At 65.6% G+C, this 24,987-nt stretch carries 30 protein-coding genes and 1 pseudogene; 20 read left to right on the top strand and 11 right to left on the bottom strand.

The genetic code is table 11. The annotated features are described in order from the left end of the window. Nucleotides 1-446: 446 nt before the first annotated feature. The 6 genes from CJ226_RS18645 (at nucleotide 447) to CJ226_RS07150 (ending at nucleotide 4,755) form a co-directional block, all read left to right on the top strand. Nucleotides 447-635 (top strand): hypothetical protein, encoded by a 189-nt coding sequence (locus CJ226_RS18645; protein WP_371511042.1) that lies wholly within the window; start codon nucleotides 447-449, stop codon nucleotides 633-635. A 304-nt stretch (nucleotides 636-939) separates the two neighbouring features. After that, nucleotides 940-1,917, top strand: a complete 978-nt coding sequence (gene trxB / locus CJ226_RS07170) for a thioredoxin-disulfide reductase (RefSeq protein ID WP_029266208.1) — start codon at nucleotides 940-942, stop codon at nucleotides 1,915-1,917. Further along, complete coding sequence (gene trxA, locus CJ226_RS07165) at nucleotides 1,914-2,240, top strand: thioredoxin (RefSeq protein WP_029266209.1); 327 nt, start codon at nucleotides 1,914-1,916, stop codon at nucleotides 2,238-2,240. The genes trxB and trxA overlap by 4 nt, the downstream gene beginning before the upstream one ends. After that, a complete protein-coding gene (arsB, locus tag CJ226_RS07160; protein WP_029266210.1) occupies nucleotides 2,237-3,334 on the top strand; it encodes an ACR3 family arsenite efflux transporter in 1,098 nt (365 codons plus the stop codon). The genes trxA and arsB overlap by 4 nt, the downstream gene beginning before the upstream one ends. Next, nucleotides 3,331-4,329 carry a metalloregulator ArsR/SmtB family transcription factor gene (locus tag CJ226_RS07155; RefSeq protein WP_029266212.1) on the top strand — a complete coding sequence of 333 codons (999 nt, stop codon included), beginning with the start codon at nucleotides 3,331-3,333 and terminating at the stop codon, nucleotides 4,327-4,329. The genes arsB and CJ226_RS07155 overlap by 4 nt, the downstream gene beginning before the upstream one ends. Before the next feature lie 21 nt (nucleotides 4,330-4,350). Then, a complete protein-coding gene (locus CJ226_RS07150; RefSeq protein WP_029266214.1) occupies nucleotides 4,351-4,755 on the top strand; it encodes an arsenate reductase ArsC in 405 nt (134 codons plus the stop codon). Between the two features lie 46 nt (nucleotides 4,756-4,801). On the opposite strand, the gene CJ226_RS07145 is transcribed toward CJ226_RS07150, so the two are convergent. The 6 genes and pseudogenes from CJ226_RS07145 to CJ226_RS07120 form a co-directional block, all read right to left on the bottom strand. Further along, nucleotides 4,802-5,458, bottom strand: a complete 657-nt coding sequence (locus CJ226_RS07145) for a thioredoxin domain-containing protein (RefSeq protein ID WP_029266216.1) — start codon at nucleotides 5,456-5,458, stop codon at nucleotides 4,802-4,804. Nucleotides 5,459-5,502: 44 nt separating this feature from the next. Next, on the bottom strand, nucleotides 5,503-7,587 hold the full coding sequence (locus CJ226_RS07140) for a cation-translocating P-type ATPase (protein WP_231479865.1): 2,085 nt from the start codon (nucleotides 7,585-7,587) through the stop codon (nucleotides 5,503-5,505). Further along, nucleotides 7,584-7,919 carry a helix-turn-helix transcriptional regulator gene (locus CJ226_RS07135; protein ID WP_029266220.1) on the bottom strand — a complete coding sequence of 112 codons (336 nt, stop codon included), beginning with the start codon at nucleotides 7,917-7,919 and terminating at the stop codon, nucleotides 7,584-7,586. The genes CJ226_RS07140 and CJ226_RS07135 overlap by 4 nt, the downstream gene beginning before the upstream one ends. 120 nt (nucleotides 7,920-8,039) lie before the next feature. Further along, the gene (locus CJ226_RS07130) at nucleotides 8,040-8,426 is read right to left on the bottom strand and encodes a hypothetical protein (RefSeq protein ID WP_029266222.1); all 387 of its coding nucleotides are present in this window, start codon (nucleotides 8,424-8,426) and stop codon (nucleotides 8,040-8,042) included. Beyond that, nucleotides 8,426-8,863: a hypothetical protein gene (locus tag CJ226_RS07125; RefSeq protein ID WP_136025417.1), complete on the bottom strand. Its 438-nt coding sequence runs from the start codon at nucleotides 8,861-8,863 to the stop codon at nucleotides 8,426-8,428. The genes CJ226_RS07130 and CJ226_RS07125 overlap by 1 nt, the downstream gene beginning before the upstream one ends. Nucleotides 8,864-9,114: 251 nt before the next feature. Continuing rightward, nucleotides 9,115-9,523, bottom strand: a pseudogene (locus CJ226_RS07120) (heat-shock protein HtpX). A gap of 94 nt (nucleotides 9,524-9,617) precedes the next feature. Here CJ226_RS07120 and CJ226_RS18295 point away from each other — a divergent pair. The 13 genes from CJ226_RS18295 (at nucleotide 9,618) to CJ226_RS18290 (ending at nucleotide 20,451) form a co-directional block, all read left to right on the top strand. Continuing rightward, nucleotides 9,618-10,088: a hypothetical protein gene (locus CJ226_RS18295; RefSeq protein ID WP_136025418.1), complete on the top strand. Its 471-nt coding sequence runs from the start codon at nucleotides 9,618-9,620 to the stop codon at nucleotides 10,086-10,088. Between the two features lie 79 nt (nucleotides 10,089-10,167). Then, nucleotides 10,168-10,833 carry a thioredoxin domain-containing protein gene (locus tag CJ226_RS07115; protein WP_029266226.1) on the top strand — a complete coding sequence of 222 codons (666 nt, stop codon included), beginning with the start codon at nucleotides 10,168-10,170 and terminating at the stop codon, nucleotides 10,831-10,833. Beyond that, nucleotides 10,833-11,822 carry an NAD(P)/FAD-dependent oxidoreductase gene (locus CJ226_RS07110; RefSeq protein WP_029266228.1) on the top strand — a complete coding sequence of 330 codons (990 nt, stop codon included), beginning with the start codon at nucleotides 10,833-10,835 and terminating at the stop codon, nucleotides 11,820-11,822. Before CJ226_RS07115 ends, CJ226_RS07110 begins: the two co-directional genes overlap by 1 nt. Nucleotides 11,823-11,832: 10 nt before the next feature. Next, nucleotides 11,833-12,747: a cation diffusion facilitator family transporter gene (locus tag CJ226_RS07105; RefSeq protein ID WP_029266230.1), complete on the top strand. Its 915-nt coding sequence runs from the start codon at nucleotides 11,833-11,835 to the stop codon at nucleotides 12,745-12,747. Next, nucleotides 12,740-13,432, top strand: a complete 693-nt coding sequence (locus CJ226_RS07100) for a copper resistance CopC family protein (protein WP_029266231.1) — start codon at nucleotides 12,740-12,742, stop codon at nucleotides 13,430-13,432. Before CJ226_RS07105 ends, CJ226_RS07100 begins: the two co-directional genes overlap by 8 nt. 19 nt (nucleotides 13,433-13,451) lie before the next feature. After that, on the top strand, nucleotides 13,452-13,961 hold the full coding sequence (locus tag CJ226_RS07095) for a signal peptidase II (protein WP_231868231.1): 510 nt from the start codon (nucleotides 13,452-13,454) through the stop codon (nucleotides 13,959-13,961). Continuing rightward, complete coding sequence (locus tag CJ226_RS07090; RefSeq protein WP_029266233.1) at nucleotides 13,958-14,293, top strand: DUF6804 family protein; 336 nt, start codon at nucleotides 13,958-13,960, stop codon at nucleotides 14,291-14,293. The genes CJ226_RS07095 and CJ226_RS07090 overlap by 4 nt, the downstream gene beginning before the upstream one ends. Before the next feature lie 25 nt (nucleotides 14,294-14,318). After that, nucleotides 14,319-15,269 carry a cytochrome c oxidase assembly protein gene (locus CJ226_RS07085; RefSeq protein WP_029266234.1) on the top strand — a complete coding sequence of 317 codons (951 nt, stop codon included), beginning with the start codon at nucleotides 14,319-14,321 and terminating at the stop codon, nucleotides 15,267-15,269. A gap of 70 nt (nucleotides 15,270-15,339) precedes the next feature. Then, the gene (gene lnt, locus CJ226_RS07080) at nucleotides 15,340-16,863 is read left to right on the top strand and encodes an apolipoprotein N-acyltransferase (protein WP_051667918.1); all 1,524 of its coding nucleotides are present in this window, start codon (nucleotides 15,340-15,342) and stop codon (nucleotides 16,861-16,863) included. Further along, nucleotides 16,860-17,363, top strand: a complete 504-nt coding sequence (locus CJ226_RS07075) for a DUF3515 family protein (RefSeq protein WP_036331304.1) — start codon at nucleotides 16,860-16,862, stop codon at nucleotides 17,361-17,363. The genes lnt and CJ226_RS07075 overlap by 4 nt, the downstream gene beginning before the upstream one ends. Next, entirely contained in the window at nucleotides 17,360-19,264 is a 1,905-nt protein-coding gene (locus CJ226_RS07070) for a cytochrome c oxidase assembly protein (protein WP_062635481.1), read from the top strand. The genes CJ226_RS07075 and CJ226_RS07070 overlap by 4 nt, the downstream gene beginning before the upstream one ends. After that, nucleotides 19,261-19,923 (top strand): copper resistance CopC family protein, encoded by a 663-nt coding sequence (locus CJ226_RS07065; protein ID WP_051667920.1) that lies wholly within the window; start codon nucleotides 19,261-19,263, stop codon nucleotides 19,921-19,923. Before CJ226_RS07070 ends, CJ226_RS07065 begins: the two co-directional genes overlap by 4 nt. Before the next feature lie 162 nt (nucleotides 19,924-20,085). Continuing rightward, nucleotides 20,086-20,451: a hypothetical protein gene (locus tag CJ226_RS18290; RefSeq protein ID WP_183152932.1), complete on the top strand. Its 366-nt coding sequence runs from the start codon at nucleotides 20,086-20,088 to the stop codon at nucleotides 20,449-20,451. Here CJ226_RS18290 and CJ226_RS07060 read toward each other — a convergent pair. From CJ226_RS07060 to CJ226_RS07040, 5 genes are all read right to left on the bottom strand, one after another. After that, on the bottom strand, nucleotides 20,425-20,892 hold the full coding sequence (locus CJ226_RS07060) for a signal peptidase II (RefSeq protein ID WP_231868230.1): 468 nt from the start codon (nucleotides 20,890-20,892) through the stop codon (nucleotides 20,425-20,427). The two genes, CJ226_RS18290 and CJ226_RS07060, sit on opposite strands and share 27 nt — an antisense overlap. Then, a complete protein-coding gene (locus CJ226_RS07055) occupies nucleotides 20,889-21,179 on the bottom strand; it encodes a cadmium resistance transporter (RefSeq protein ID WP_257996549.1) in 291 nt (96 codons plus the stop codon). Before CJ226_RS07055 ends, CJ226_RS07060 begins: the two co-directional genes overlap by 4 nt. A 206-nt stretch (nucleotides 21,180-21,385) precedes the next feature. After that, a complete protein-coding gene (locus CJ226_RS07050; RefSeq protein ID WP_029266269.1) occupies nucleotides 21,386-22,186 on the bottom strand; it encodes an abortive infection family protein in 801 nt (266 codons plus the stop codon). Between the two features lie 435 nt (nucleotides 22,187-22,621). After that, nucleotides 22,622-23,656, bottom strand: a complete 1,035-nt coding sequence (locus CJ226_RS07045) for an alpha/beta fold hydrolase (RefSeq protein WP_180964554.1) — start codon at nucleotides 23,654-23,656, stop codon at nucleotides 22,622-22,624. Between the two features lie 35 nt (nucleotides 23,657-23,691). Beyond that, on the bottom strand, nucleotides 23,692-24,435 hold the full coding sequence (locus CJ226_RS07040; protein WP_102208742.1) for a phosphotransferase: 744 nt from the start codon (nucleotides 24,433-24,435) through the stop codon (nucleotides 23,692-23,694). 107 nt (nucleotides 24,436-24,542) lie between these two features. Between CJ226_RS07040 and CJ226_RS07035 the strand changes: the two genes are divergently transcribed. Beyond that, nucleotides 24,543-24,980, top strand: coding sequence for a hypothetical protein (locus tag CJ226_RS07035; protein ID WP_102208741.1), 438 nt, complete (start codon nucleotides 24,543-24,545; stop codon nucleotides 24,978-24,980). Nucleotides 24,981-24,987: the final 7 nt, after the last annotated feature.

The raw sequence follows: 24,987 nt of genomic DNA, 5'->3' as shown, positions 1-24,987 counted from the left end.
CGCGACGGCACCCTCTACCAACCGCGACCAGCCGAACCCGCCCTCGCCGCTTGACAGAGGACATAGGGGCACCCCCCCCACCGGATGTCCGAAGAGCCATCTAACCGAACGTGGCGTCGATGACGTGGTCGTCGAGCGTGGCTCCTCCGCTGGTGCTGCCGTGTCCGAGTGGGGTCATGCACGCCTCTTCTCAGGCTGGCCGGAGCTCACCGACACTGCAGCGCGTCGCCTGCTCGAGCCGACCGGGACGGCGCCGGCAAACGGCTACCCGACGGGGGCGGAGTGGGTGAGTGAGTACCTCACCCCACTCGTCGATGTGCTGGGTGACCGCGTCCTCTACGGCACAACGGTGACGGGAATCGCGCGGCAGGGGCGCGACAAAGACGTAGACAGCGGCCGCAAGGGCCAGCCATTCGTTGTGCACACGGTCGACCAGGACGGCTGCGATGGCCGTATCCTCGCCAGTGCTCGACGCCGTGGCCAGCATCGCCTCGGAGATCGACCCGAACATCCACTCCTGCGGCTCCGTCGGAGCCACCGGCGCACGCCAGCTCGCGCAGCCCGAGAAGGACCTGTTCATCGTCGGTGCGAAGTCTTATGGCCGCGCCCCCACCTTCCTGGCGCTCACGGGCTAGGAGCAGGTCCGCAGCGTCGCAGCTCACCTTGCCGGAGATCACGAGGCTGCGGAGCGCAACGAGCTCGTCCTTCCCGACACCGGGGTCTGCGGCGGTGCCGGCGGCTTCGACGCCGAGGGTGCCAGCTGCTGCGGCACGCCATCCGTACTGCGCAGATCGGCGCAAGGCCCGTCGGCGCAGTCTGACCGACCCACGAGAGGGCGACTTCCCGATTGGGAGGTCGCTTCTTGGCATCCAGGTGCAGTGTCCGTGAACTGTCTCGCCGCCGATTGCGCCTTACTTTGAAGAATGTCAATATAGATTCATGTCGAATCAACAGATTGAGCTGGTCATCATCGGATCGGGCCCCGCAGGCTTCACCGCCGCGATCTACGCGGCCCGGGCAAACCTCGCCCCGGTCGTTATCGCCGGTTCGGTGACCACCGGTGGTGCGCTGATGACGACGACCGAGGTGGAGAACTTCCCTGGGTTCGTCGACGCCGTCAACGGACCGGAGTTGATGGAGTCGATGCGTCAGCAGGCCGAGCGGTTCGGCGCCCGCATCCTCCTCGACGACGCAGTCAGCGTCGACCTCGACGGACCGATCAAGGCCATCGTGACTGGCGCGGGTGAGACGTTCCGTGCGCGTGCGGTGATCCTCACCATGGGCTCCGCCTATCGCAAGCTCGGGTTGCCGGATGAGGAGCGACTCACCGGCCGAGGCGTGTCCTGGTGCGCCACCTGCGATGGGTTCTTCTTCCGCGAGCAGGAGATCGTCGTCGTCGGCGGCGGGGACTCCGCGATGGAGGAGGCCCTGTTTCTCACCCGTTTCGCATGCAAGGTGACCGTCGTGCACCGTCGCGGCGAGGTCCGCGCTTCGAAGATCATGGCGCAGCGCGTGCTTGACCACCCGAAGATCGAGGTGGCATGGAACAGCGAGATCGCCCGGCTGAACGGCGACGAGAAGCTCGAATCCGTCACCCTCCGTGACACCGTCACCGGCACCGAGCGCGAGCTGGCGGCGACCGGTGTCTTCGTCGCGATCGGCCACGACCCCCGCTCGGAGTTGGTCACAGGACAGGTCGTCACCGACGCAGGCGGGTTCGTCCGAGTGGATCATCCTTCCACCCGCACGAACATCCCCGGGGTGTTCGCGGCCGGCGATCTGGTCGATCACACCTACCGGCAGGCGATCACCGCCGCCGGCACCGGCTGCGCCGCCGCTCAGGACGCCCAGCACTACCTCTCGAACCTCGAGAACGACCCGGCCGCTCCGATCGAGGCCGAGGAGGTCTTCGCATGAGCACGCTCACCGCCGTCACCGACGCCACGTTCGAGGACGAAGTTCTCGACTCCGACATCCCTGTCGTCGTCGACATCTGGGCCACCTGGTGCGGTCCGTGCCGCCAGGTCGCTCCGCTTCTTGAGCAGCTCGCCGCCGAGTACGACGGACGAGTGAAGATCGTCAAGGTCGATGCGGATCGGAATCCCGAGACCGTGACCGCCGCTGGCGTCACGTCGATCCCCACCCTCGGCTTCTTCCGCGACGGCACCGGCACGGACATCCTCATCGGCGCGCACCCGAAGCCCGTCATCGCCGAGAAGATCGAGGCGCTGCTCGCATGACCACCGCAACCGCAGCTTCCGCTCCCGCCGCCGTCCGGCGTCTGTCCACCCTCGACAAGTGGCTGCCACTGTGGATCGGGCTCGCCATGGTCGCAGGACTTCTCCTCGGCCGATTCGTCCCCGCTCTGTCGGACCTGCTCGGCCACCTCGAGGTCGGCGGCATCTCGGTGCCCATCGGGCTCGGGCTGCTGGTGATGATGTACCCGGTGCTCGCGAAGGTCCGCTACGACAAGATCGCGGCCGTCACCGGCGACAAGAAGCTCCTCGTGTCTTCGCTGGTGCTGAACTGGCTCGTCGGCCCTGCGGTCATGTTCGCCCTCGCCTGGATCTTCCTGCCAGATCTGCCCGAGTACCGCACGGGGCTGATCATCGTCGGTCTCGCCCGCTGCATCGCGATGGTCGTCATCTGGAACGACCTCGCCTGCGGCGATCGGGAAGCGACCGCCGTACTCGTCGCGATCAACTCTGTCTTCCAGGTGGTCGCCTTCTCACTGCTGGGCTGGTTCTACCTCACCGTCCTGCCCGGCTGGCTGGGTCTGGACACTCAGGGGTTGGAGATCTCGGTCTGGCAGATCGCCCTGAACGTGCTGGTCTTCCTCGGCGTGCCACTCGTCGCCGGCTTCGCTTCCCGCTGGATCGGCGAGAAGCGTCGCGGCCGCGCCTGGTACGAGGAGAAGTTCCTCCCCGTGATCGGCCCCTGGGCGCTGTACGGGCTGCTGTTCACCATCGTGCTGCTGTTCGCGCTGCAGGGCGATGCGGTCCTGGCCAACCCGCTGGACGTCGCGCGGATCGCGCTGCCACTGCTGGTCTACTTCGGGCTGATGTGGTTCGCAGGGCTCCTGCTCGGCAAGAGCCTGGGCCTGAACTACGCCCGCTCCACCACGCTGGCCTTCACCGCGGCCGGGAACAACTTCGAACTCGCCATCGCCGTCGCCATCGGCACCTTCGGCGCCGCCTCCGGGCAGGCTCTGGCGGGCGTCGTCGGCCCTCTCATCGAGGTGCCCGTCCTCGTTGGACTCGTCTACGTCTCCCTCTGGGCGGCGCGCGCTTGGTTCCACACCGATCCCTACACCGGCGAAAGGATCACCTCATGAACGTCACGCTCACCGACGCCGTCGACAGCTGCAGCCCGGTCGCTACCCACGCCATCGGCCACGAGGCGGCGTCCACCGTCGCCGCGACCTTAAAGGCTCTGTCGGATCCGCTGCGCCTGCGCATGCTCTCCGCGATCGCTTCCGATCCGCGAGGCGAGTCCTGCGTGTGCGATCTCGCCGAGCTCGCACACGTCTCACAGCCCACCGTGTCGCACCATCTGAAGGTCCTCAAGGGCGTCGACGTGCTCACCTCCGAACGGCGCGGCACCTGGGTCTGGTACCGCATCAACCCCAGCCGCCGGGGCGCCGTCACCGCTCTGCTGGACTCCTTCGCGCCTGCGACCATGACGGCGCCCGGCGAAGACGGCGACGCCGAAGGCCGCGCCGGCCACCCCGAGTTCGATGCGCGGATCACCCACCTCGCCGATGAGCTCGCCGCCGAGGTCCCCGAGCTCGCCCCGGAGACCGTGCTGGGCATCGTTCGTGAGTCGTACACGTCACTCGCCCGCACGGCAATAGTCACGGGAGCGCTTGTCCCGCTCACCGAACGCTTCGCACGTCAGCGACTCGCCGACCTCACGCGCGACCGCGACTCCGCTGTACCCCAGGTGTTGTTCGTCTGCGTGGCCAATGCGGGGCGTTCGCAGCTCGCTGCCGCGCTTGTCAACAAGCTCGCCGCCGGCAGGGTTGTCGCCCGCTCGGCAGGATCTGCTCCCGCGGACGTCATCCATCCGCACGTCCGCTCGATCCTCGCCGAGATCGAAGGCGACCTGGCCGCCGAACGCTTCCCCAAGCCCCTCACCGACGATGCCGTCCGTGCCGCCGACGTGGTGATCACGATGGGCTGCGGCGACGTCTGCCCGATCATCCCCGGCGTCCGCTACGACGACTGGGCCGTCGGCGACCCTGCCCTCGCATCCCGCGAGGGCGTCGAAGCCATCCGCGACGACATCGAGGACCGCGTCCGCGCCCTCGTCGATGAGCTCACGCACTGACCACCACCCACAGGAGCCCTCATGACCGACACCACCAAGCCCTCCGTCCTCTTCGTCTGCGTGCACAACGCCGGCCGCTCCCAGATGGCTGCCGGGTTCCTCCGCGACATCGCCGGCGACCGCATCGAGGTCCGCTCCGCCGGCTCCATGCCGGCCGACCAGATCAACCCCATCGCCGTGGAAGCGATGAAGGAACTGGGCATCGACATCACCGCCGAGCAGCCCAAGATCCTCACCACCGAAGCCGTGCAGGCCTCCGACGTCGTGATCACCATGGGATGCGGCGACGCCTGCCCGTTCTTCCCTGGCAAGCGCTACGAGGATTGGAAGCTCGACGATCCTGCCGGTCAGGGCATCGAGGCTGTTCGCCCGATCCGAGACGAGATCCGGGCACGCATCGAGAGGTTGGTCGACGAAATCCTCTGATTCAAAGTCTGTCCGCTGAGGCGGGCCTCGCGCACGCTCGATAGTGTCAGCGAGCGACGGCCTCGTCGAGGGCATCCGTGAGGTCCCTGAGCTGGGTGAGCTCGAGCTTCTCGCCGTCGAGGAAGAAGGTCGGCGTGCCACTGACGTTGAGATACTGGCCGTCGTTGCGGTCTGCTTCGACTCTTTCCTTGGTGGCGGGGTCGGCGATTGCTTCGTCGTACGAGTCCATGTCGAGGCCTAGGTCTTCGGCGAACGTCCGGAACAACTGGGTGTGAGAGGTCTGCTGCTCGCCCCTCTGAGCCTGGGTCTCGAACAGGCGAGCGTACATCTCCTCGAACTTGCCCTGTTGAGCTGCCGCTTCGGCGGCGAGGGCGGCGTTCATGGAGTTGAAGTGTCCGGGCAATGGGAAGTACCGCACGACGTAGTTGATCTCGCCCTCATAGTCGGCGCGGATCTGTTCGACCACCGGGTAGAACGCTCCGCAGGCTTCGCACTCGAAGTCGAGAAACTCCACCAGCGTCGGCGCATCCGGGCCGGCGTCGTCCAGGACGTGCGAGTCAGTCCGGGCGCCGGGCAGTGCGCCCGCCGAGCCGGAAGGGTCGGGAGCAGCGGGCCGGGTCAGCATGACCACGACCAGAGCTGCGATCACGAGGACGATAACGACGGCACCGGTGATGAGGCTGACTTTGACGGGGGTCTTCACGAAGGATGGCTCCAGCTCGGACGGCGATATCACCGCAGGGTTGGTCAGGCGCGTGCGGGCTCGGGTGCCGGCGCTAGCTCTCGGAGAGCAGCGGGGCGTCGGGCTGCACGGACGCCGTTGAGGATGACGACGACCTCGGCGATCTCGTGTACCAGGACGACACCGGCCAGACCGAGAACGCCGAACAGCGCCAGCGGGAAGAGCACGATGATGATGGCGAGGGCCAGGGCGATGTTCGCGGTCATGATGCGTCGCCCGCGGCGCGCGTGCGCGAGCGCGCCGGGGATGAGGCGGAGGTCGTGGCCGGTGAACGCGACATCGGCGGACTCAATGGCGGCCGCCGAACCTTTCAGTCCCATGGCGATGCCGACCGTGGCGGTCGCTAGTGCTGGGGCGTCGTTGATGCCGTCCCCGACCATGGCCGTCGGGCGGACGGTGGTCAGGGATTCGATCGCGTGGGCCTTGTCGGCGGGCAGCTGCTCGGCCCGCACATCGTCGATGCCTGCCTGGGCGGCGATGGCGCGGGCGGTGCGTTCGTTGTCGCCGGTGAGCATGACGGTCTCGATGCCCTGACTGTGGAGCATCCGCACGGTCTCGGCCGACTCCGGGCGCAGTTCGTCACGGATGCCGATGAGCCCGGCGACAGCGCCGTCGGCTTCGACGACGACCACGGTCATGCCCTCCGCAGCCATCCCTTCGGCGGCGGTGCTGAGCACGGCCGGGTCAAGCCAGCGCGCGTTCCCGACGCGGATGAGTGTGCCGTCGACGCGGCCGGCGATGCCGTGGCCGGCTTCTTCCACGACATCGATGGCGGACAGCGCCTTCGGGGATGCCGCGGTGATCGCGGCGGCCAAGGGGTGCGTGCTGGTCGCCTCGATGGCGGCAGCCCAGGCGAGCAGGTCGTCGCGATTGGTCCCGTCGGCGGGTCGGACGTCGACCACCGCGGGTTCGTTGCGGGTGAGCGTCCCGGTCTTGTCCAGCGCGACGGCGCGGATCGTGCCGAGCTGCTCGAACGCCTCCCCGGACTTGATCACCACGCCGAACTTCGACGCGGAGCCGATGGCGCTGATCACGGTGACCGGCACCGCGATCGCCAGCGCGCACGGGGACGCCGCGACCAGGACCACCAGTGCCCGCTCGATCCAGGTCCAGGGGTCACCGACGACGAAGCCGAACAGCGCGACGAGCGCCGCGGCGATCAGGACGACGGGAACCAGCGGGCGCGCGATCCGATCCGCTAGTCGTGCCCGATCGCCCTTGCGGGCGTGGGCCTGCTCCACCAGCGAGACGATCTGCGTGAGGGAGTTGTCGCGGCCATCCGCGGTCGCCTCGATCCGCAACGTCGCCGACCCGTTCACCGAACCTGCCGCGACCACGTCGCCGGGCCCGACCTCGACCGGGATGGACTCCCCGGTGATCGCCGATGTGTCCAGGCTGGAGCGTCCCTCGACGACGACACCGTCGGTCGCCACACGCTCGCCCGCTCCGACGACGAGGATGTCGAGCTCGCGCACATCGGCAGCAGGGACCGTGATGTCGCCACTGAGCCGTGAGACGCGCACCGTCTCCGGGATCAGTGACAGCAGTGCGCGCAGGCCCTCCTTAGCGCGGTCCATCGCTCGGTCCTCCAGCGCCTCAGCGAGGGAGAACAGGAACGCCAGGGTCGCTGCTTCACCGACGTGCCCGAGCAGGACGGCGCCGACAGCAGCGATCGTCATCAGCAGACCGACACCGAGCCGGCCACGGATCACGCGCCGGATCGCACCGGGAACGAACGTGTACGCGCCAGCGAGCAGAGCTGCCCACTGCAGCACCAGTGCGGCAATCTCCAGGCCCGTCCACTCGAACGCGTACCCGGCGAGTAGGAACACACCGGACAGCGCCGACGGCAGTAGAGCGATGTCCCGCCACCACGGTGGACGCACCTCGAACTCGTGATCGGCGCCGGCGGCTGGTGGCAGGGCGGGGCCGCAGCACGCATCGCCGTCATCATGAGCAGATACGCCCGCCGCCGCCTGCACGACCTCTGGGCCGCAGCAGCCGTCTCCCCCCTGCGGTAGCGACAACTCGACGCGGTGGATGGTGCCTGTCTTCCGCGGCTCGTCGTCGCCGCAGCACTCCGCGCTCATGCGCAGCACTCGCACTTCTCGTCAACGCACGGCACGCCTTCATCGACCGCCACAACCGCGTCGAGAAGATGCCGCAGGCCCACCGTCAGGTGCGGATCTGCGATCTCGTACCGCGTGCGACGACCCTCCGGCGTCGCGATCACCAGTCCACAGCCCCGAAGACAGGTGAGATGGTTCGACACGTTCGTGCGGCTCAGTTCAAGATCACGGGCGAGCTCGGCCGGATAACCCGGGGCATCCAGCAGCGACAGCAGGATCCTCGAACGCGTCGGGTCGGCCATCGCCCGACCCAGCCGGTTCATCACATCAAGACGAGAAGCAATAGTCAGCACACGATGACTATACACGGGACACTGAACTATAGCGATGGCGACTCCACTGGACACTGCATCGAGGCGTGGCGCCTTGTCCACCACCTCCTGGAACGTGCCGAGCTTCACTCAGGATCGCGCCTACCGGAAGTTCTTCGACGAGTCCGTGTCGTTCGGATGCGACGGGGATGCCTCGATGAGTATCACCCGTCCCGGCTTCTTGCCCTTCGGCTGGGGAGCGTCGACCGCGTAGCGAAGCCTCGCGCCGTCCGTGACCTTGTACTGCCAGACGGGCAGGGTCCTCCCGCCCACCACCGCTGTAGATAGGTTGCCCTTCAGCTGGTAGCAGCGCGAGCTGTCGAACCGCGTCGGGTGAGCGGTCAGGTAGTCCCAGGCATCCGCGAGGGCGTTCTTCGCGGTCGCGCGAAGGTCGCGCCACCCGCGCTCCGCCGCGACGTCGCCGAAGACGATCTCGTACTCGCTGACCCTTGTCGGTCGCGGAACCGACGATCCCCGCCTTCCCGCCATTACGGGCGCTCGACCCGCGCAGACGTCTCCGTCAGATCGATCGGCTTAGCCGGCCGCGCACCCATGGCGTAAGCCGCAGCAGTCTCCCGCCACTCGTGCTGAGCACGCAGCAGGCGTTCAAACGTGCCCAACTCGCTGGCGGAGTAAACCAGCCGCTCAATTTCGCTCGCGTAAGTGGCCAGCTCGCCCTCATCGAACTCACTCGTCCACGCGAAGAGCTCCCGCAGCGCAGCGCCGACATCGCCCCTGTTCCGCCCGATAGCGCGGAGCAGTTCACTGGAGAGCTTCACGCCAAGCTCGAGCGTGTCGAGGTCGTGGCCACGAAGGATCACCAGGTCATCGCCATCCCGACGAGTGATACGCACCTGGCCCTCGTCGATGTGGGCAAGGACATCCTTCGGCTTACGGAGGAGATCGGTGAAAGTCGCGGTGCTCATGAGACCAGAGTACATCAGATAAACATCAGAGGTTCTGCGTCTTGTGCGCTGGAGCCCCCCGCTGCACCCGTCCGGATGTCCGTTCAGTCGGACACCCCATTGAGAACGAGTGCATCGGCCGCGATAATGTCGGAAGCGCGGTGAGATGACGCTAGATGTCACTCGGACGGGGACGGCGTCGGATTCTCTACGCGCTTTGCGGTGACACATTCCTGACGATGCACCACCGGATTGCCATCCCGCCCACGAGATCAGGTGAGTTCACTCTCGAGTTGTTCGATGCGTGCGCGGATGTCGTCGCAGTTCGAACGGACGGCGTCGATACCCTGGCGCGCTGGGTCGTCCAGCTTCCAGTCCTCGTAGCGCTTGCCAAGAAAGAACGGACAGGCCTCGCCGCATCCCATACTGATGACGACGTCAGACGCCTGCACGGCTTCGGTTGTCAGCACTTTTGGGCTGCTCGGCTGTGCTGTCGATTCCGAGCACGCCCATCGCCTCGTCAGCAGTCGGGTTGGACCGCTCGGCGGGCATGGATCCCGCCGAGCGGACCTCGACGCGGTCGCCTGCGATGTCGCGGAGACATCCGGCCGCCATCTGCGAGCGTCCGGCGTTGTGGACACCGACGAAGAGGACGGAGCGCTTGGTGGTGGTGTCAGTCATGGAGGGCCCTAGTAGGTACTAGTCCAGGAGGCCTCGTCCACGAGGGTGCGTACCCGTACGGTTTGATTGTCGAGGCTGGTAACATCCTCGTGAAATGATCACGTCTGGCCGGTCTCGTAACCAGGCGGCGTCTGTTGACAAGCTCCTGATAACGAAGATCATTACAGGCCTTGGGTTGGCCCTGCTCTTGATTGTCGGAGCATGGTCCGGTGGTCATCGCGACGCGGACGCCTCTCCATATCTCACTGCTACCTCGACTGCATCGATGGAAACCGAGCTTACGAGCTATGGTGCGGTTGGCTCGTCGACGCATGGTTCTGGTGGCGCCTCATCGGAACGGCTCCTGATAGACGGCGCCTCCGCGAACGCACTGATCGGCCTTACAGGGTGCGTGTTTGGCCTCGTCTGCTCCTTCCTGATCCTCATCGTCGCTCGAGCCTTCGTAAATCGCGTGCCGAACGGAAATCGCGAGCGACTTCCGCGCATGCCCGAGATGAGGGCCGCACCCGACCGCCCGTTTGCACGAACTCTTTCCCTCACGCAACTCTCTCTGTCGCGCACCTGACATCGATCAGCCATCTCACGATGGCGCTTCACATTCGGTGGGGTTCACGTTCGTTGTGCTGTGTTGTGGTTGGAGAGAAATGAAAGCGTCTCAAAAGGCGATCCTCGTCACGGTGGGTCTCGTCGTTGTCCTCCTTGTCGTCGCGCTGGTGTACGTCCTTCTCAGTGAGAATCGGGCCTCCGCGCCCGAGACAGAAGGCAACGACGGCCCTCAGGTGGTGCGAGAGAATTCACATGTGCTCGACGATGGCGGCGACGCAGCGGTCACCGTGGTCGAGTTCCTCGATTTTGAGTGCGAGGCGTGTGGCGCCTTCTACCCGCTGGTCGAGGACCTTCGTGAGAAGTTTGATGGGGAGATCACCTACGTCATCCGGTATTTCCCGTTGCCTGGCCACTTCAACTCGAAGAACGCTGCGATCGCGGCAGAAGCGGCGGCCCAGCAGGGACGGCTGGAAGACATGTACCACCGCTTGTTCCAAACACAGGCCCAGTGGGGTGAGGCTCAGGAGTCGCGTGCGAACCTGTTCCGGGGTTTCGCTGTGGAGCTCGGGTTGGATATGGCTGCTTTCGATGAAGCGGTCGCGGATCCGGCGACCGCACAACGAGTGGAGTTCGACGTTGATGAGGGCGAGCGACTCGGCGTCAGCAGCACTCCGACGTTCTTCATCGACGGGGAGCAGGTCGTATTGGAGAAGTGGACGGACCTCGAGGACGGCATCGAAGCTGCGGTGAACGGGACGCAGTGATGGTGCGTTCGTTATCGCATCGCCGAGCGATTATCGTCGGGGCCGGCCAATCTGGATTGGCGATGGCGTCCGCGCTGTCGTCCTATGGGCTGGAGGCACAGAAAGACTTCGTCATCATCGATTCCGCGCCGACCGGTCAACGAAGCTGGGCAACCCGTTGGCACTCGATGAGGCTTCTCAGCGATGCTCGCAACAGCACTCTCCCCGGGTTCCCCTTTCCCGGGGACAATCGCCGTCATCCAGGCGGTCGCGAGATGAGCGACTACCTGGCTTCTGTAGAGAAGACGCTCGGCGTGAAACCTCTCTGGGGCGTTCGCGCTCTCGAGGTGGAACGCCGCGGAGACGGATCCACGTTGCACCTTTCGACGTCCATCGGGGACGTGCAAACGCGAAACGTTGTCTGTGCCACAGGATCTGCGGCAGTGCCCCGAGTCCCTACCTGGCGCCAGAATCTGTCGGCACCCGGAACGGTTCTACATTCCAGTCAGTACCTACACCCGGGCCAGATCCCTTCGGGGACCGTGTTGGTGGTCGGCGGAGGGTTCAGCGGCGTACAGATCGCCGAAGAACTCGCTCACTCGCGAGATGTCACTCTATCCACCCGAACAGAACGACCGCGGCCGTCAGCGCGATGGTCCATCTGGCCGAGGCTGCGCCGCAACCACTCGATTCGTTCCGGCCCCGCGCCCACCGCTCTGGCCGGCGTGAGCCACGCGCCCCCCGTCGTGGAGGCCGACGGAGCCGTCGTGACATTTGCCGATGAGTCGACGATGCAGCCGCACTCCATGATCCTCGCTACCGGCTACGAACCCGGCGACAAGTGGCTACCCGCCCCGGAACCCACCGGTGCTCGGACACAAGCCAACACGCATATTCCCGGACTGTTCACGGTCGGCATCCCGAAGTACTCCCGAACCGGCGCAGACACGATTCCGGGGGCATGGAGTGATGCTGCCATCGTCGCCCCCAACATCATCGACCGCCCCTGAAAGGATCACCATGACAGAAGCAGGGCACTCGCACGGAGTGGGTGACGCCACTCCCCGCAATCGTCTGATCATCGCTTTCGCGATCACCTCCTCGGTCTTCGTCATCGAGGTGATCGGGGCGATCATCACCGGCAGCCTCGCACTACTCGTCGATGCGGCGCACATGCTCACCGATGTCACCGGGTTGGCTATGGCCGTCACCGCGGCGCATCTCATGAATCGCCCTCCCACCCCCAAGTACACCTTTGGCCTGCAAAGGACCGAGGTTCTCGGAGCACTCGCCCAAGCAGCGCTGCTCCTCGGGGTCGGCATCTTCGCGCTCGTCGAAGGTATACGGCGGCTCTTCGAACCCCCAGAGATCGCGTCAGGAAGCCTGCTGTTCTTCGGTATCGTCGGCCTGGTCGCCAACATCGCATCCATGCTCGTCCTGTTCAGCGGCCGCGGACGCAATCTCAACATGCGCGCCGCATTCCTCGAGGTCGTCAACGACGCCCTCGGCTCCGTAGGCGTGATCGCCAGCGCGATCCTCATCGCCGCTTTCGGCTGGTATCAGGCCGATGCCGTCGCCGGTATCTTGATCGCCCTGCTCATCATCCCTCGCACGCTCATCCTGTTGCGAGCATCCGGACGTGTGCTGTTGGAATCGACACCCCCGGGTCTCGATCTGGACGATGTCCGCCGCCACATCCTTGCCCTTCCGCACGTGGTCGCGGTGCATGATCTGCACGCGACTCAGGTCTCAACGGACCTCCCCACCCTCAGTGCCCACGTCGTGGTCGACGACACCGTCACCATGGAGACCTCCGCGGCGTTGCTGACAACTCTTCAGGAGTGCGTCAGCGAGCACTTCGCCGTCAGCATCGAGCACTCCACTTTCCAGATCGAACCCGAATCGCATCCCGGAGAGCACGACACCCATGCATAAGAACCTCCCCAGACGCACCGCCATTGTCTTATCCGCCGTGCTGTTGTCAGGAGCAGTCGTCGTCGCCACCCCGACGGTCGCTGTCGCTGACGACAACTTCGACTCGTCGTACCCCGTTGCCGACTCGACCATCAGCGGCTCGCCTGATGAGATCTCACTGATGTTCACGGGAACCCTCAACAACGAGGCCGGCACGACGATCATCGAGGTCCTTGATGAAGGCGGAGAAGACGTTGCTGTCGATTCGCCGACGGTGAGCGGTCAATCGATCACTCAGCATCTCTCCCCGGAAGCCGCCGATGGTCTGTTCACAGTGCGCTGGAAGACAGTCTCTGGGGACGGGCATCCGATCAGCGGGCAGTTCTCGTACACCGTCGGACAGCCCGGACCGAGTACGAAAACCGCGCCACCCGCAACGCCGAGCCCCAATCCCAGTCCCAGCCCGGAAGAATCCGACAACACTACGGAGGAGCCAGAGCCCGCTCCTGCCAGGCAGACATACGGTGGCACACCATCAGGCGGAGCAGAGTCCGAGATGCTGCCCGTGTTCTTCGTCGGCGGCCTGGCAGTGATTCTCGGGTTCGGCGTCGTCGGAGTGATTCTGGCCGGACGCCGGCGCCACCAGCAAGACCGTGCCCAGGCTTCTAGAGATACGGCGGCTGGGGAGGGGGGTCACGATGCGTGACCGGGCACGAAGGTTCGCCGTGGTGTTGATCATCGCCGCGATCGTCACTTTGGTCGATCAGGGAACCAAGGCCCTCGCTCTGAGCTCATTGAGCCAGGATCAGCGCATACCCCTGGTCGGCGATTGGCTCGGTCTTCAATTGGCGTTCAACCCGGGGGCGATCTTCTCGTTGGGCGAAGATGCGACCTGGGTCATCACTGTCGTCGGCGTCATCGCGACCACTCTGCTCGTGGGAGCCGCTACGCGAACCCAAAACGCATGGTCAGCAGTCGGCTTCGGTTTCATCGTGGGAGGCGCGATCGGCAACCTCATCGATCGCCTCTTCTCTCCCCCGTCGTTCGGAATCGGACACGTCACCGACTTCCTCGCCTACGGAAACCTCTTCATCGGAAATCTGGCCGATGTCGCCCTGGGTATCGGCGCCGTGTTCCTTGTGATCGCGGGTCTGCGCGCCAGTCGCCGACACTCCTCGCCTTCTCGCCCCGAATCCACAGATCCCGCACCAGCCGAAGAGATGGCCCGCCCATGAGCCCCAAACAACGTGTTCCCTCCACCTATCAGCGCAATGCTCTCGCCCCCAGCCTCGTCGCTGCCGCCATCCTGTTTCTCGCGCCTTTGCTCGTCCAGGCGGGCTGGGCGCCACTCGTCCTGTTTGTTGCGTCGATTTTCGGGCTGATCATCGCATGGTTCGCCGTGCAGGCCCGTCATTGGTGGTGGGTACCGATCTTCGTCGCGGTGGCTGTGCTCTGGAATCCGGTGATGCCCTTCCCCTTCTCCGGTGTCGTGTGGGAGATAGCTCAGCCCGTCGCCGCTGTGGTCTTCCTGGCGGCGGGGGCGACGATCAAGGTGATCCGGAAATGATCTGCGGGAACCTCGCGTCAACACCATGCTTGTGAGCGGCGCGATCCCCGACACTCCGCCAACGCTGCAGTCCTTGCTCGCGCCGGCGGATCTGACCATTCCTGTGTTGCCCGTCATCGCCGGAGTCCTTGCGGCCCTCTATCTCGTCGGAGCGGTCCGCCTATGGATGCATGGTCGGCGCTGGTCCGTCTGGCGGACCGTCAGCTTTCTTCTCGGATGTGTTCTCCTGGCGGCAGTCACTGGCCTTGGGGTAGAGGCGTACGGAGAAGTCCTTGTCTCTGTGTTCATGTTCCAGCAGCTGACCCTGATGATGACGGTGCCGCCGTTGCTGGTTCTGGGCTCGCCGGGCACTCTTCTCCTCCGAGCGACACCGCACCGTGGAGCCGGCCGGATGATCCTCACGGCAGCGCATACCGGTCTTCGGAGTCGCGCCGCCAGGTGGTTGCTCAGCCCGTGGTGCACGGTTCCCCTCTACCTGTTCGCCTTCTACGGCCTCTACCTCGCGGGCTCGGCGGACGTCATCCTCGCCCTGCCTGCCGGCCACGTCATGCTCGAGTTGGCGTTCCTCCTCGCCGGCGTGCTGTTCACCATTCCGATCCTGTCTTCGGATCCACTCCCGGTGAGGTTGGGTCACGGAGCGCGGGCACTCGATGTGTTCGCCGAAGCCGCACTCCACGCGTTTTTCGGAGTGTTTCTCATGATGGCCAGCACGATCCTGGTCGGTTCGTTCGTCGCACCCACGGAGGCCCTGGGCGTCGACCCCCTCGAAGATCAACAGCTTGCCGGCGCGCTGGCTTGGTCGTATGGCGAAGCGCCCACGGTGCTGATGCTGGTGTACGTGATGCACCGCTGGTTCCGCAGCGACACGGCCGCTGCTGCTGCTGCAGACCGGTACGTCGATCTGCATGGGAACTCAGAGCTCGACGCGTATAACTCCTACCTCAGCAAACTGAACTCTGATGACCCTCAACGTTGATGCAGTCGTGAGGCGCCCAATCGCCTCCCGCAGGAGGTGTAGTCGTCACATCGGGTTCGATCCACGCACCATGTCGACGGCAGTACCGTTGCCCGTTGCGATAGTCGCGTCCGCTATCGCCGGCGCCGCGCTGGATCTTGCGTACCCGGAGCTCGGCTGGTGGCCTGTGGCCTTTGCGAGTGTGACGATCGGCCTGTGGACACTGCGCGGGCGTTCGCTACCCGCGGCGTTCTTGGTTGCCCTCGTCTACGGGGCCGCGTTCTATTTCACCCACCTCGTCTGGGTCTCACGATTTCTCGGCCCCATCCCCTGGGTGGCGTTGGCCGGACTGGAATCGCTGCTCTTTGGTGCCGGTGGGATGCTGATTGCGCTCGCATATAGGGTGATGACCAGCCGCTCGCGGTGCGGATATTCCATGATCACGCCTGCGCTCATCGCAGGCGTGTGGGTGCTGCGCGAAACCGTGATGGGAACTTTCCCTTACACGGGGTTCCCCTGGGCGCGGATCGGATTCACCCTTACTCAAAGCCCGTTCGCGGAAGCCGCCTCCTGGGTGGGAACTACCGGGCTCTCCTTCCTGACGGTCCTCATCTGCGCGAGCAGCTTGGACGCACTCGCTCATCGACGACGGCGACCGGGAGCAGTCGCAGTTCTCGCTCTCACTGCCACCGCGCTCGCCCCCCTGTTCCCCACTACGCAGGCAGGTGCCATACGTGTCGGATGGGTGCAAGGAAACGGACCAAGCGGCTACTTCGACACCAAAGCACCCGGCGACATCATGCGGGCTCAGGAAGGGGCGACAGCTCCTCTCCTCGGTCGGGGGATGGATCTTCTCGTCTGGCCAGAAGGCGCAGTCGACGCGGATCCTTTCCAGGATGCAGACGTCACCGACCGGCTTGACCGACTCGTAGCAGACGCCGGCGCTCCGGTGTTGGTGAATGCGGCGACCGTGCGCGGCGACGATACTTTCAATACGTCGATCCTGTGGACGAGCGCCGGACCGCAGCAGATCCACGACAAAGCCAACCCCGTGCCTTTCGGCGAATACGTCCCGGACCGTTGGTTCTACGAGGCCATCGCTCCTGACCTCATCGGACTCATTCAGCGCGAGTACACGCCTGGCTCAAACACGCCCCTCGTGAACGTCGGCGGTGTTCCCGTCGGTCTGGCGATCTGTTTCGACGTCATCTACGACAACGTCATTGAGGACAGCGCGGCGAAGGGCGCACAACTGTACGTGTTCCAGACGAACAACGCCGACTTCAGAGGCACAGATGAGAACCTCCAGCAGCTCGCTATTGCGCGTATGCGCGCCATCGAAACCGGAAGAAGCATCGTGAACGTGTCGACGACCGGCACGAGCCAGGTCATCCGCCCTGATGGGACCCCACTTGCAGAGCTCGCGGTGAACACGCAAGGCGCAAACGTCACCGAAGTGCCCCTCTATACCGGGACCACGCCAGCGGTGGTTCTTATGCCGTGGATCGGGTGGGCGTTGAGCATGGGAACCGTATTGATGCTGCTCGTCACCACCGCTACTCGTCAGCAGCGAGCGGGCGAGGATTTCCGTTTTCACGAAGGGAACACGCTGTGAAGACAAAATCGCTCTCGCTTGGTGCGGCGTTCGGCGCGCTGCTTCTGCTCAGCGGGTGCGCTCCCACCGTGCATCTCGAGGCGGCTCCGAAAGCGAACGATCCGTTGTGCGCGGAGGTCACGGCCCGGCTACCCGACTCTATCGGTGATCAGGCGCGGGTGTGGACGGACGCGCAAGCCACTGGCGCATGGGGAAGTCCCACCAGCGTGCTGCTCACCTGCGGGCTGGACTCACCGGCTCCCACCACGCTGCAATGTGTGAGTTTGGGGGGCGTCGATTGGATCGTGGACGAAGCGGAGACACCAAATCTACGGTTGACGACCTACGGGCGGGAGCCCGCAGCGCAAGTGTATGTGGACACGACGACGTTGTCGGCCGACGCCGTTCTCCAAGCACTTGCCGGAGCGATTCAGCAGCTTCCGAAGAACGATGCGTGCACAGAACCGATCACGAAAGACCCTGACGAAGAAACCTCTTCGACGGAGGGAGCGACACCGTGACGCCTCCTATTCTCCGCGTCGCCGGGCTGACGATTTTCGTCGTCTCTGCAATCGTCGCCGTCGTCATCGGGCTGGTGATCGGCGGAGGAGCTGCACCGAGGCTGACCAGCGACCCCGGCGCGGTGGTTCGCTGGGGCCTCCCGGTCGCGAAACTACTCGTCAACCTCTCTGGCGCTGCAATGGTAGGACCACTCGTGTTCGCTCTGTTCGCTCTCGCATCCGGCACGAAGCCCTTCCTCACCGCGCTCAATCTTGCCTCGGCGGGTGCCGCAATTCTTACCGTCGCGAGCGGGACGGTCACCTTCCTCACCTTCCTGTCCTCGTTCAACCCGAAGGTGAGCCTGGAGGCAGAGTTCGGCGCACAACTGGGCCGTTTCCTCCTCGACACCGAGCTTGGAAGATCTTGGCTCATCACCGCCATCTTCGCGTCGGTCGTGACCGTGCTCGCATTCGCGGTGCGCGGCTACGGTGCCGTGCTCGTCACAACGATGCTCGCGATCATCAGCCTGATTCCGATGTCCACTCAGGGGCACTCCGGGGAACTGGCCAACCACGACGCGGCAGTCATGTCTCTCACCCTGCATATCGTTTCGGCGGCGGTGTGGCTCGGCGGGCTCACATTGCTCATCGTGATCCGTCCGGGCCTTCCATCGTCCACCCTCGAGGACATACTCCGACGGTACTCGACGTTGGCACTCATCGCCTTCGTCGTCGTCGCCGTATCGGGGTATGCCCGGGCGCTCACTGCCCTCGGACGATGGGACGACCTCGTCACGCCGTATGGGCTGATCCTGCTCGCAAAGATCCTCGCGCTGGTGGTGATGGGCATCCTCGGAGCCGCCTACCGCGGTCGACTCATCGCAAAAGCGGGCGAGGGCCGCAACACCTTCTGGATGTTCGTGTGCGTCGAGCTGGCATTCATGGGTATCGCAAGCGGCGCCGCCGCGGCCCTTGCCCGAACAGCCGCACCCGCGGACACGATCACGATTCCTCAGACCACGGCCGCGGAGATCCTCACCGACGCCCCAGTCCCGCCAGAATTCACGACGGAGCGATGGTTCACGGCGTGGAGCATTGATCTGCTGTGGGTGATTGTGGGAGGTTTCGCGGTGTTCTTCTACCTTGCCGGGGTGGAGCGCATGAGACGTCTCGGGCAGCCTTGGCCGATGCGGCGCACCATCGGCTGGGTGATCGGGATGGGCGCGCTCGTGTGGACCACCAGTGGCCCGCTCGCTGTGTACGACGAACCTCTGATCAGTATGCGTTTCCTCTCTTTCGCACTTCTCGGCCTCGTCATACCGGTACTTCTCGTTTCCGCTGCGCCCCTCGTGCTCGCACTCACCGTCATACATCCTCGGGACGACGACAGCCGCGGAGCTCTCGAATGGCTTCTGTGGGTTGCCGCCAGCCGAACAATTCGGCTGGCGCTCAACCCCATCATCACCGCCATACTGTTCACCGCCACGATGTGGCTGATCACATACTCGGACCTCTTCCGATGGTCGCTTTACGACCAACTCGGAAGCGAATGGATGATCACGCACCTCCTCGTTATCGGGTGCCTCTTCGTCAGTTCGCTCTTCCGGCGCAATGGCGCCGTGCCCGCTCCCGGGCGATCTCGGCGGTGGACCTTCACCGCACTCATCACTCTGACTCTGACGACGGTGTTCATCGGCATCGCCACCATCACCCGAACAGACCTCATCGTCGCCGAGTGGTTCGGCGCCATGGGACGGAGCTGGGGATCCACCCCGCTCCAGGACCAGCGCGTCGGAGGAATCATCATCGTCGGAATCGCGGCTTTGCTCGCGGCCCTGATCGCAGCCTCGGTGCTGCGCCCCCAGCGCACAAACTCAGTTACCCTCCCCACGCACACCTCCCGAAAGGACGCATCGCGGTGACCTCGACCCGACGCCCGACCTGGCTCGCCGGCAGCATCATGACCCTGATTGCCTTGAGCATCATCGTCGCCCCCGCACCCGCGGCCATGGCGCACGATAACCTCCTCGACGCGGTACCCGCGCCGGAAGAGACGGTGACACAGCTCGACGCCGTCGCCCTCACCTTCAGCGGAGAGCTCATCGACTTCAGCCAGGCCAGCTTCGCGCAGGTCCAAGGCCCCGATGGTCTGTACTACGAGAGCGCGTGCTCGACTATCGACCGCAACGTCCTCACCACTCCGGTGAGACTCGGAAAACCTGGTGTCTACACCGTCCTCTGGAACGCGGTCTCCAGCGATGGGCACCCCATCTCCGAGAGCTACACGTTCACCTACGCACCGACAGGCGTGGACCCCGAATTCGGGTGGGACAAACCAGCATGCGGAAATGAAGAGTCCCGCGCTCAACCCGGTAAGTCGACTCCGTCGCCTACCCCCACAACGAGCGGTGAAACGGAAAACTCAGAGCCGTCGTCGGCACCGACATCCCCACCCCAGGACGAAACCACAGCCATCGCGATTCCCCTCATCATCGCCGTAGGCGTGGTCGGAGTTGGCGTCATCGCCACAGCTCTCGTCGCACGACAGTTGCGCCGAAAGAAGGATCAGCGCCATGACTGATGTACGGACCCCGGCCATCGGGTCGCAGCGACGACGCAGTTACGCGCCGACCATACCCAGCGCGAATCAGTCACATGTGGCGAGGTGCCACGGAAGCGGCAGCCCCCCAGGAGACGATGGACGCGCGAACACGTTATCCATGCGACTGAAAGAAGGGAAAGCGTGAACGCCCACATCGCGAACGAAGCAGCTGCATCATCCGAGGACTGCGGGTGCGCGCCCACCCCCGCTGAACGCGACTCCTTCTGGAAGCTGCGCATCAGCCGGCGCGGGGCGCTCGGACATCGCGCCCTCAGCGCCGTTGCTCTCGCCAGCTTCGGCATCACCTCCGGCGTGTCCGCCCCGTACGCGGCGTCCTATCTCGGTTGGGACGATTTCCAACGAGTCAAAAGCAACGAAGCGGCCAAAGCCGCGGAGGTCACGCGCGTCGGAGGGCTGGTCCAGTCGCTGCCGCAGAAGGTCGCCGAGACTAGGAGTGCGCCGCGATCGCCGCTGCGAAGATCACGATGTCGGCGATGTTCCCGATGAACCAGTTCCCATAGGCGAGGAAGTCCACGACATGTCCGCGGGCGAATCCAGGCCCCGAAAGAGACGATCGCCTGCGTGTGATGCTGCAGCTCCGCCGAGCGCGCCGACGATGATCGCCCAACCTGGGCGCTGAACTCGGAGTGCGAATACGATCGCTGCGATGGTGGCGGCGACGGCGAGTAGCGCGAAGACCCAGGTGTAGCCCTCCCCGAAGGAGAATGCCGCTCCGGGGTTGTAAGCAAGTTGCAACCAGCCAGGCCGCCCGATCAGGGGGATGCGCTCGCGTTCGGTGAGGCTTGCTTCCGCCCACATTTTCGTTCCCTGATCGATCAGAACAACAACCGCGGCGATCAGCAGCGCTCCGCCAGTGAGTTGCCAGCGCTGTGCCGGCGACAATTTCCGCGGAGCGGACGGGCGAGCTTCTGCCTCGGGCGACGTCATGCGAGGACCTCAATCAGACGAACGATGACGCCGGATTCGATCAGGATGAACAGACCCAGACCGATGAACACGGCCGGGACGAGCCAGTGCTCGACGCGTTCCAGCCCCTCAGTGACAGCCTTGTTGGTGCCGATCAGCCGTCCAGCGGCGCACCAGACGGCGACGAGAACGAGGAACACGACGATCATGACGGCGACGTCGCCGGGTGCGGTGGTGCGGAAGATCGGCGTGTACAAAGAGATATTGTCCGCCCCATTGGCAATCGTGATCCCCGCAACACCCCACATTCCAACCGCGGTGATCTCGGCAGGCGAACGAGGCCGAGCACGCCGAGCTGCTCGCCAAGCGAGCGGCGGTGTGCAAGGCGCTTCGCGCAGCTGGCACGCCCATCAAGGAGCTCCAGGAGGCGCTCGGCGTCAGCCGGAGCCGGGTGAATCAGTTACTGAGCGACGTGGCTTAGCCGCGCCCGAAGGCCTCCGACGGCCGCGCCTGCCTACCGCCCCATCTGGCGGTCGTGCGTCGACAACATCAGGTCGGCGACGTGTACAACCTCGCGGATGACGTAGCGCGCCGCCTCAGCAGTCACTCCGGTGAGGAGCGTCCGGCCGTGGCCGGTGCCCTGCAGATTCCGCAGCTCGTTGACGGTGAATGCTACGGTCTTCGCCGACTGGTAGATCGAGGGGACCTGCTTCGCGCCCGGGACCGAGTCGTCGACGACCGCCGGGCGAAGCCCCAGCTTCTCGAACGAGAGCGCCACCAGCGCCGGGAAGTCGGCGCGCTCCGGCAGGCGGTTGCCCTCCTCGAGGACGAACTTCGCGACGGCTTCGAGCAGCTCCTTCGCCCCGCCGAGCAGCGCCGCCGGGTCGTCGATGTTCCGCCGCAGCCGCTCGAGCTGTTCATCGAGCGCGGCGCGACCGCCGGTCTCGAGGTGGATGTCGCCCGCGTACTCGAGCCGTCCGTACGCCGAGAGCGCCCAGCCGGCGTGGGTCACCGCCGCGTGCAGGTCAGCGACGTGCTTGTCGTCGGCATACTTCCCAAACGCGCCGTCGAGCCGGAGCGCGTTGAGCATCCCGTCAACGAGCGCGCCCGCGGGCCGCCGCTCGGCCGCTCGGAACACCGCGAGGACGCGCTGCTGCTTGTTCGGTGCCTGCGTGTTCAAGTCGTAGGGATCAGCGTCGACGTATCCGGCGCCCGCGAAGAGTCGTGACAGCGTGGAGTGGCTCGGCCCGCTACCGCCGCCGAAGAAGAACTGCGCGAAGGCGGCGGCGATCTCGTCGTTGAGCGGGAACGTCATGCTTCCATCTTGGCGGCCGCGGAGACAACACCGGAGTCCTCGCGCAGGCGAGACACGAGTACCGTGAGGGCATGCCCACGACGCCGGACGACCCCACCGAGCGGTTCGCGTCGCTCGCGGAAACGGTGCCGTGGGCGACCCCGCGCCTGGACGAGGACCGCGATCGGTTCGTGGCCAAAGAATAAAGCGCGACCATCGACACGGAGCAGACGCTACCGAATGTCCAGAACCCCGCATCTATTCCGCAGATTCACCGCCAGCTCGCGGCACTCGCTGGCAACCGAAAGCAGGCGCGATCAGGACTGTTCAAAGCACCCGCAAGTCCGCAGAAACCCCTGATAGGGCGAAACTCTTACTCGAAAGGTCACCGGATCGATGCCGGTCGGAGCCACAAGGCTGATCATTACAATCAGCCCAGAAACCCTCGCCTAGCTTCTACATGGCGGGGGTTTTGCTTTGCCCTGCGGCGACCGCATACGGTAGCGCGTGGGTCACGAGACTCACTAGGAACTTCCCGGGCTCCTCGAACATGCACAGGTGCGCGGAGTTCTCGAACCACACGGCGTGCGTCGACGGTGCCGTCACGGTCTCCAGCCAGCGGACGACCGGCCCGGTGGGGGTCGTCCAGTCGTGCCGTCCGAGGAACTGGAGCATCGGCACCTCGAACGCCGTCTGATCGCGGGCGTCGAAGCCGAGCAGGGCGGGCAGCACCGCGGGCATGGTCGCCCGCTGCCCGACACCGATGAGGCTCAGGTCGGCGTCCGTGTAATACGGGGACAGCTCCTGCGACTCCGTGAAGTACGCGAAATCGGAGCGGTACGCCGAGAGGCCGCCGTAGTACTGCGCCCATCTCCGGCAGGTCACGATGCGTTCGACGGTCAACGGCTCCTCACCGGGGTACTCGCCGAGCGCCTGCAACTCGGAGCTCGCCTGCTCGTTCCCGTCCGCGACAGCACTCTGCATCGCGTGGCGGAAGCTCTCCTCCTCGTTCTCGGGACCGGAGATGACCTGACCGACGCCGACGTACGCCCACAGCAGGTCGGGACGCCGCCGGGCGAGGGTGAGCCCGAGGACCGTCCCCCAGCTGTGCCCGAGCACCCCGACCTTCTGCACGCCCAGCTCGCCCTGGAGCCACGCGATCAGGTCCACGAGATCGTCGACGTACCGGTCGACGCTGAGGTCCATGCCCTCGGACACGGAACCCGCGGACTTGCCGCTTGCACGCTGGTCGTAGTTGACGACCGTGAAGTAGTCCTCCACGCCGCGTTGCCAGACCCACGACGAGGGCAGCGACGGGAGGGCAGGACCGCCGTGACAGACGACGAGCACGGGGTTCCGTGTGCTGCGACCGCGGATCGAGACGAACTGGGAGACACCGCCGAGGTCGACGTACGCCGTCCTGTCGATCGACTCCGGGTTCGGGATCCGGCACAGATCCGCGATCACTGCGCGGCCGACGTCGTCACTCATGTCGATCACCCTAGGAGAAGCAGACCGGCGGAACCTCATCCCAGCGCGCGCTGCCATACACCCCGATGCGCGGTGACGTGGTCGAGCACCGCCGCCCAGTGCGCCCCGTGACCCGTGCGGTACATGGTGCCCCACGGCTCGCGCCCCGTCTCCGCGGACGAGCGCAGCAGGTCGAGCATCGCCTGCGTGCGCCGGCGCATCATGTCCGGGAGCACCGCGCGCAGCTCCTCGTCGGCGCCATATCCGTCCACGAACGCCGCGAGGTCATCGGCGGAGCGCTCCGGGTCCCGGGTCGGATCGGGAAGCGCGAACGTCTGCGCCGAGAAGGCGAGGTCCCATGAGCGGGTGCTCGGGGAGGCGCCGTCCCAGTCGATGAAGACCCAGCGGTCGCCGAGCATCAGATTCCACGGCGCCAGGTCGTTGTGGCAGATGAGCTCCTGCGCGGGCGCCGAGAGGGGCGGTTCCCAGATCGCGTCGACAGCAGGGACGTACCGCGCCGAGACGTCATGGATCCGGCGAACCATCCCGCCCACGTGACCGAGCTCGGCGGCGGAGAGCGGTGCGGCGTCCATGGCGAGCGTCCCGGGGAGGAACTCGATGATCTGCCGCCCCTGCGCATCTCTGCCGAGCGGCTCCGGCGCGTCGACGCCGCCATCACGCAGCGCCCGCACATAGGCGATGACGTGCGGGGTCGCGGGTGTCCACGCCTTGCGGACGGTGCCCCCGGCCCGCACGACGGGTCCGCTCGCATTGCCGCCCTCGAGGACTTCCTCCCGCATCCCCCGAGGCTATCGGAGACGCCTCCGGCAGAGATCACTCCTCCGGGTGACGAGGGATACCTCCCCCGACGGACGCCGCCCGCGATCCGCGCCCGCAGAGTGGAGGTATGACACGACGACACCTCCTCCCCGCTGCCGCCCTGCTCCTCGGCGGCCCCCTGCTGCTCGGCGGATGCGCTGCCGTGGAGGGTCTCGTGCACAAGCAGTCGACCACGACCTTCGACGACGCCGACGCCTTCCGGGCGGACACGCCGGTCGACGCGGACTGGGTTCCGGACGACGCGACCGCTCTCACGCTCCGGACGTCGACCATCGAGGACGCCGACGACGCCGTGCTCCTGCTGACGAGCACGACGGCGCTGCCGGACGACTGTGTGGAGACGGAGCGGACCTCCGCCCCGACGTGGACTCTGGACGACGGCCCGTCCGCGTACGAGGCGAAGACCGTCTTCGTCTGCGGCGACTGGAGCGTCATCCCGTCCGACGACGGCTGGTTCGGATGGACGCCGAACTCCGACGAGGAGAAGGCCTCCGCCCGGAGCTGAGGTCCGC

Source organism: Microbacterium sp. UMB0228, from assembly GCF_002871415.1.
In the GTDB taxonomy this organism is placed as follows: Bacteria; Actinomycetota; Actinomycetes; order Actinomycetales; family Microbacteriaceae; genus Microbacterium.
The sequence above is the reverse complement of the archived record's forward strand: the minus strand, read 5'-3'. Positions and strand labels throughout refer to the sequence as shown.

Bases quoted from the DNA above. Each gene is read 5' to 3' on its own strand.
- trxB (WP_029266208.1), top strand. From the start codon at position 940: ATGTCGAATCAACAGATTGAGCTGGTCATCATCGGATCGGGCCCCGCA.
- CJ226_RS07110 (WP_029266228.1), top strand. From the start codon at position 10,833: ATGGTGCGTTCGTTATCGCATCGCCGAGCGATTATCGTCGGGGCCGGC.
- CJ226_RS18645 (WP_371511042.1), top strand. From the start codon at position 447: ATGGCCGTATCCTCGCCAGTGCTCGACGCCGTGGCCAGCATCGCCTCG.
- CJ226_RS07090 (WP_029266233.1), top strand. From the start codon at position 13,958: ATGAGCCCCAAACAACGTGTTCCCTCCACCTATCAGCGCAATGCTCTC.
- lnt (WP_051667918.1), top strand. From the start codon at position 15,340: ATGTCGACGGCAGTACCGTTGCCCGTTGCGATAGTCGCGTCCGCTATC.
- CJ226_RS07055 (WP_257996549.1), bottom strand. From the start codon at position 21,179: ATGTGGGGTGTTGCGGGGATCACGATTGCCAATGGGGCGGACAATATC.
- CJ226_RS18295 (WP_136025418.1), top strand. From the start codon at position 9,618: ATGATCACGTCTGGCCGGTCTCGTAACCAGGCGGCGTCTGTTGACAAG.
- CJ226_RS07100 (WP_029266231.1), top strand. From the start codon at position 12,740: ATGCATAAGAACCTCCCCAGACGCACCGCCATTGTCTTATCCGCCGTG.
- CJ226_RS07050 (WP_029266269.1), bottom strand. From the start codon at position 22,186: ATGACGTTCCCGCTCAACGACGAGATCGCCGCCGCCTTCGCGCAGTTC.
- CJ226_RS07045 (WP_180964554.1), bottom strand. From the start codon at position 23,656: ATGAGTGACGACGTCGGCCGCGCAGTGATCGCGGATCTGTGCCGGATC.
- arsB (WP_029266210.1), top strand. From the start codon at position 2,237: ATGACCACCGCAACCGCAGCTTCCGCTCCCGCCGCCGTCCGGCGTCTG.
- CJ226_RS07035 (WP_102208741.1), top strand. From the start codon at position 24,543: ATGACACGACGACACCTCCTCCCCGCTGCCGCCCTGCTCCTCGGCGGC.
- CJ226_RS07140 (WP_231479865.1), bottom strand. From the start codon at position 7,587: ATGAGCGCGGAGTGCTGCGGCGACGACGAGCCGCGGAAGACAGGCACC.
- CJ226_RS07040 (WP_102208742.1), bottom strand. From the start codon at position 24,435: ATGCGGGAGGAAGTCCTCGAGGGCGGCAATGCGAGCGGACCCGTCGTG.
- trxA (WP_029266209.1), top strand. From the start codon at position 1,914: ATGAGCACGCTCACCGCCGTCACCGACGCCACGTTCGAGGACGAAGTT.
- CJ226_RS07125 (WP_136025417.1), bottom strand. From the start codon at position 8,863: ATGAGCACCGCGACTTTCACCGATCTCCTCCGTAAGCCGAAGGATGTC.
- CJ226_RS07105 (WP_029266230.1), top strand. From the start codon at position 11,833: ATGACAGAAGCAGGGCACTCGCACGGAGTGGGTGACGCCACTCCCCGC.
- CJ226_RS07150 (WP_029266214.1), top strand. From the start codon at position 4,351: ATGACCGACACCACCAAGCCCTCCGTCCTCTTCGTCTGCGTGCACAAC.
- CJ226_RS07155 (WP_029266212.1), top strand. From the start codon at position 3,331: ATGAACGTCACGCTCACCGACGCCGTCGACAGCTGCAGCCCGGTCGCT.
- CJ226_RS07060 (WP_231868230.1), bottom strand. From the start codon at position 20,892: ATGACGTCGCCCGAGGCAGAAGCTCGCCCGTCCGCTCCGCGGAAATTG.
- CJ226_RS07130 (WP_029266222.1), bottom strand. From the start codon at position 8,426: ATGGCGGGAAGGCGGGGATCGTCGGTTCCGCGACCGACAAGGGTCAGC.
- CJ226_RS07115 (WP_029266226.1), top strand. From the start codon at position 10,168: ATGAAAGCGTCTCAAAAGGCGATCCTCGTCACGGTGGGTCTCGTCGTT.
- CJ226_RS07085 (WP_029266234.1), top strand. From the start codon at position 14,319: ATGCTTGTGAGCGGCGCGATCCCCGACACTCCGCCAACGCTGCAGTCC.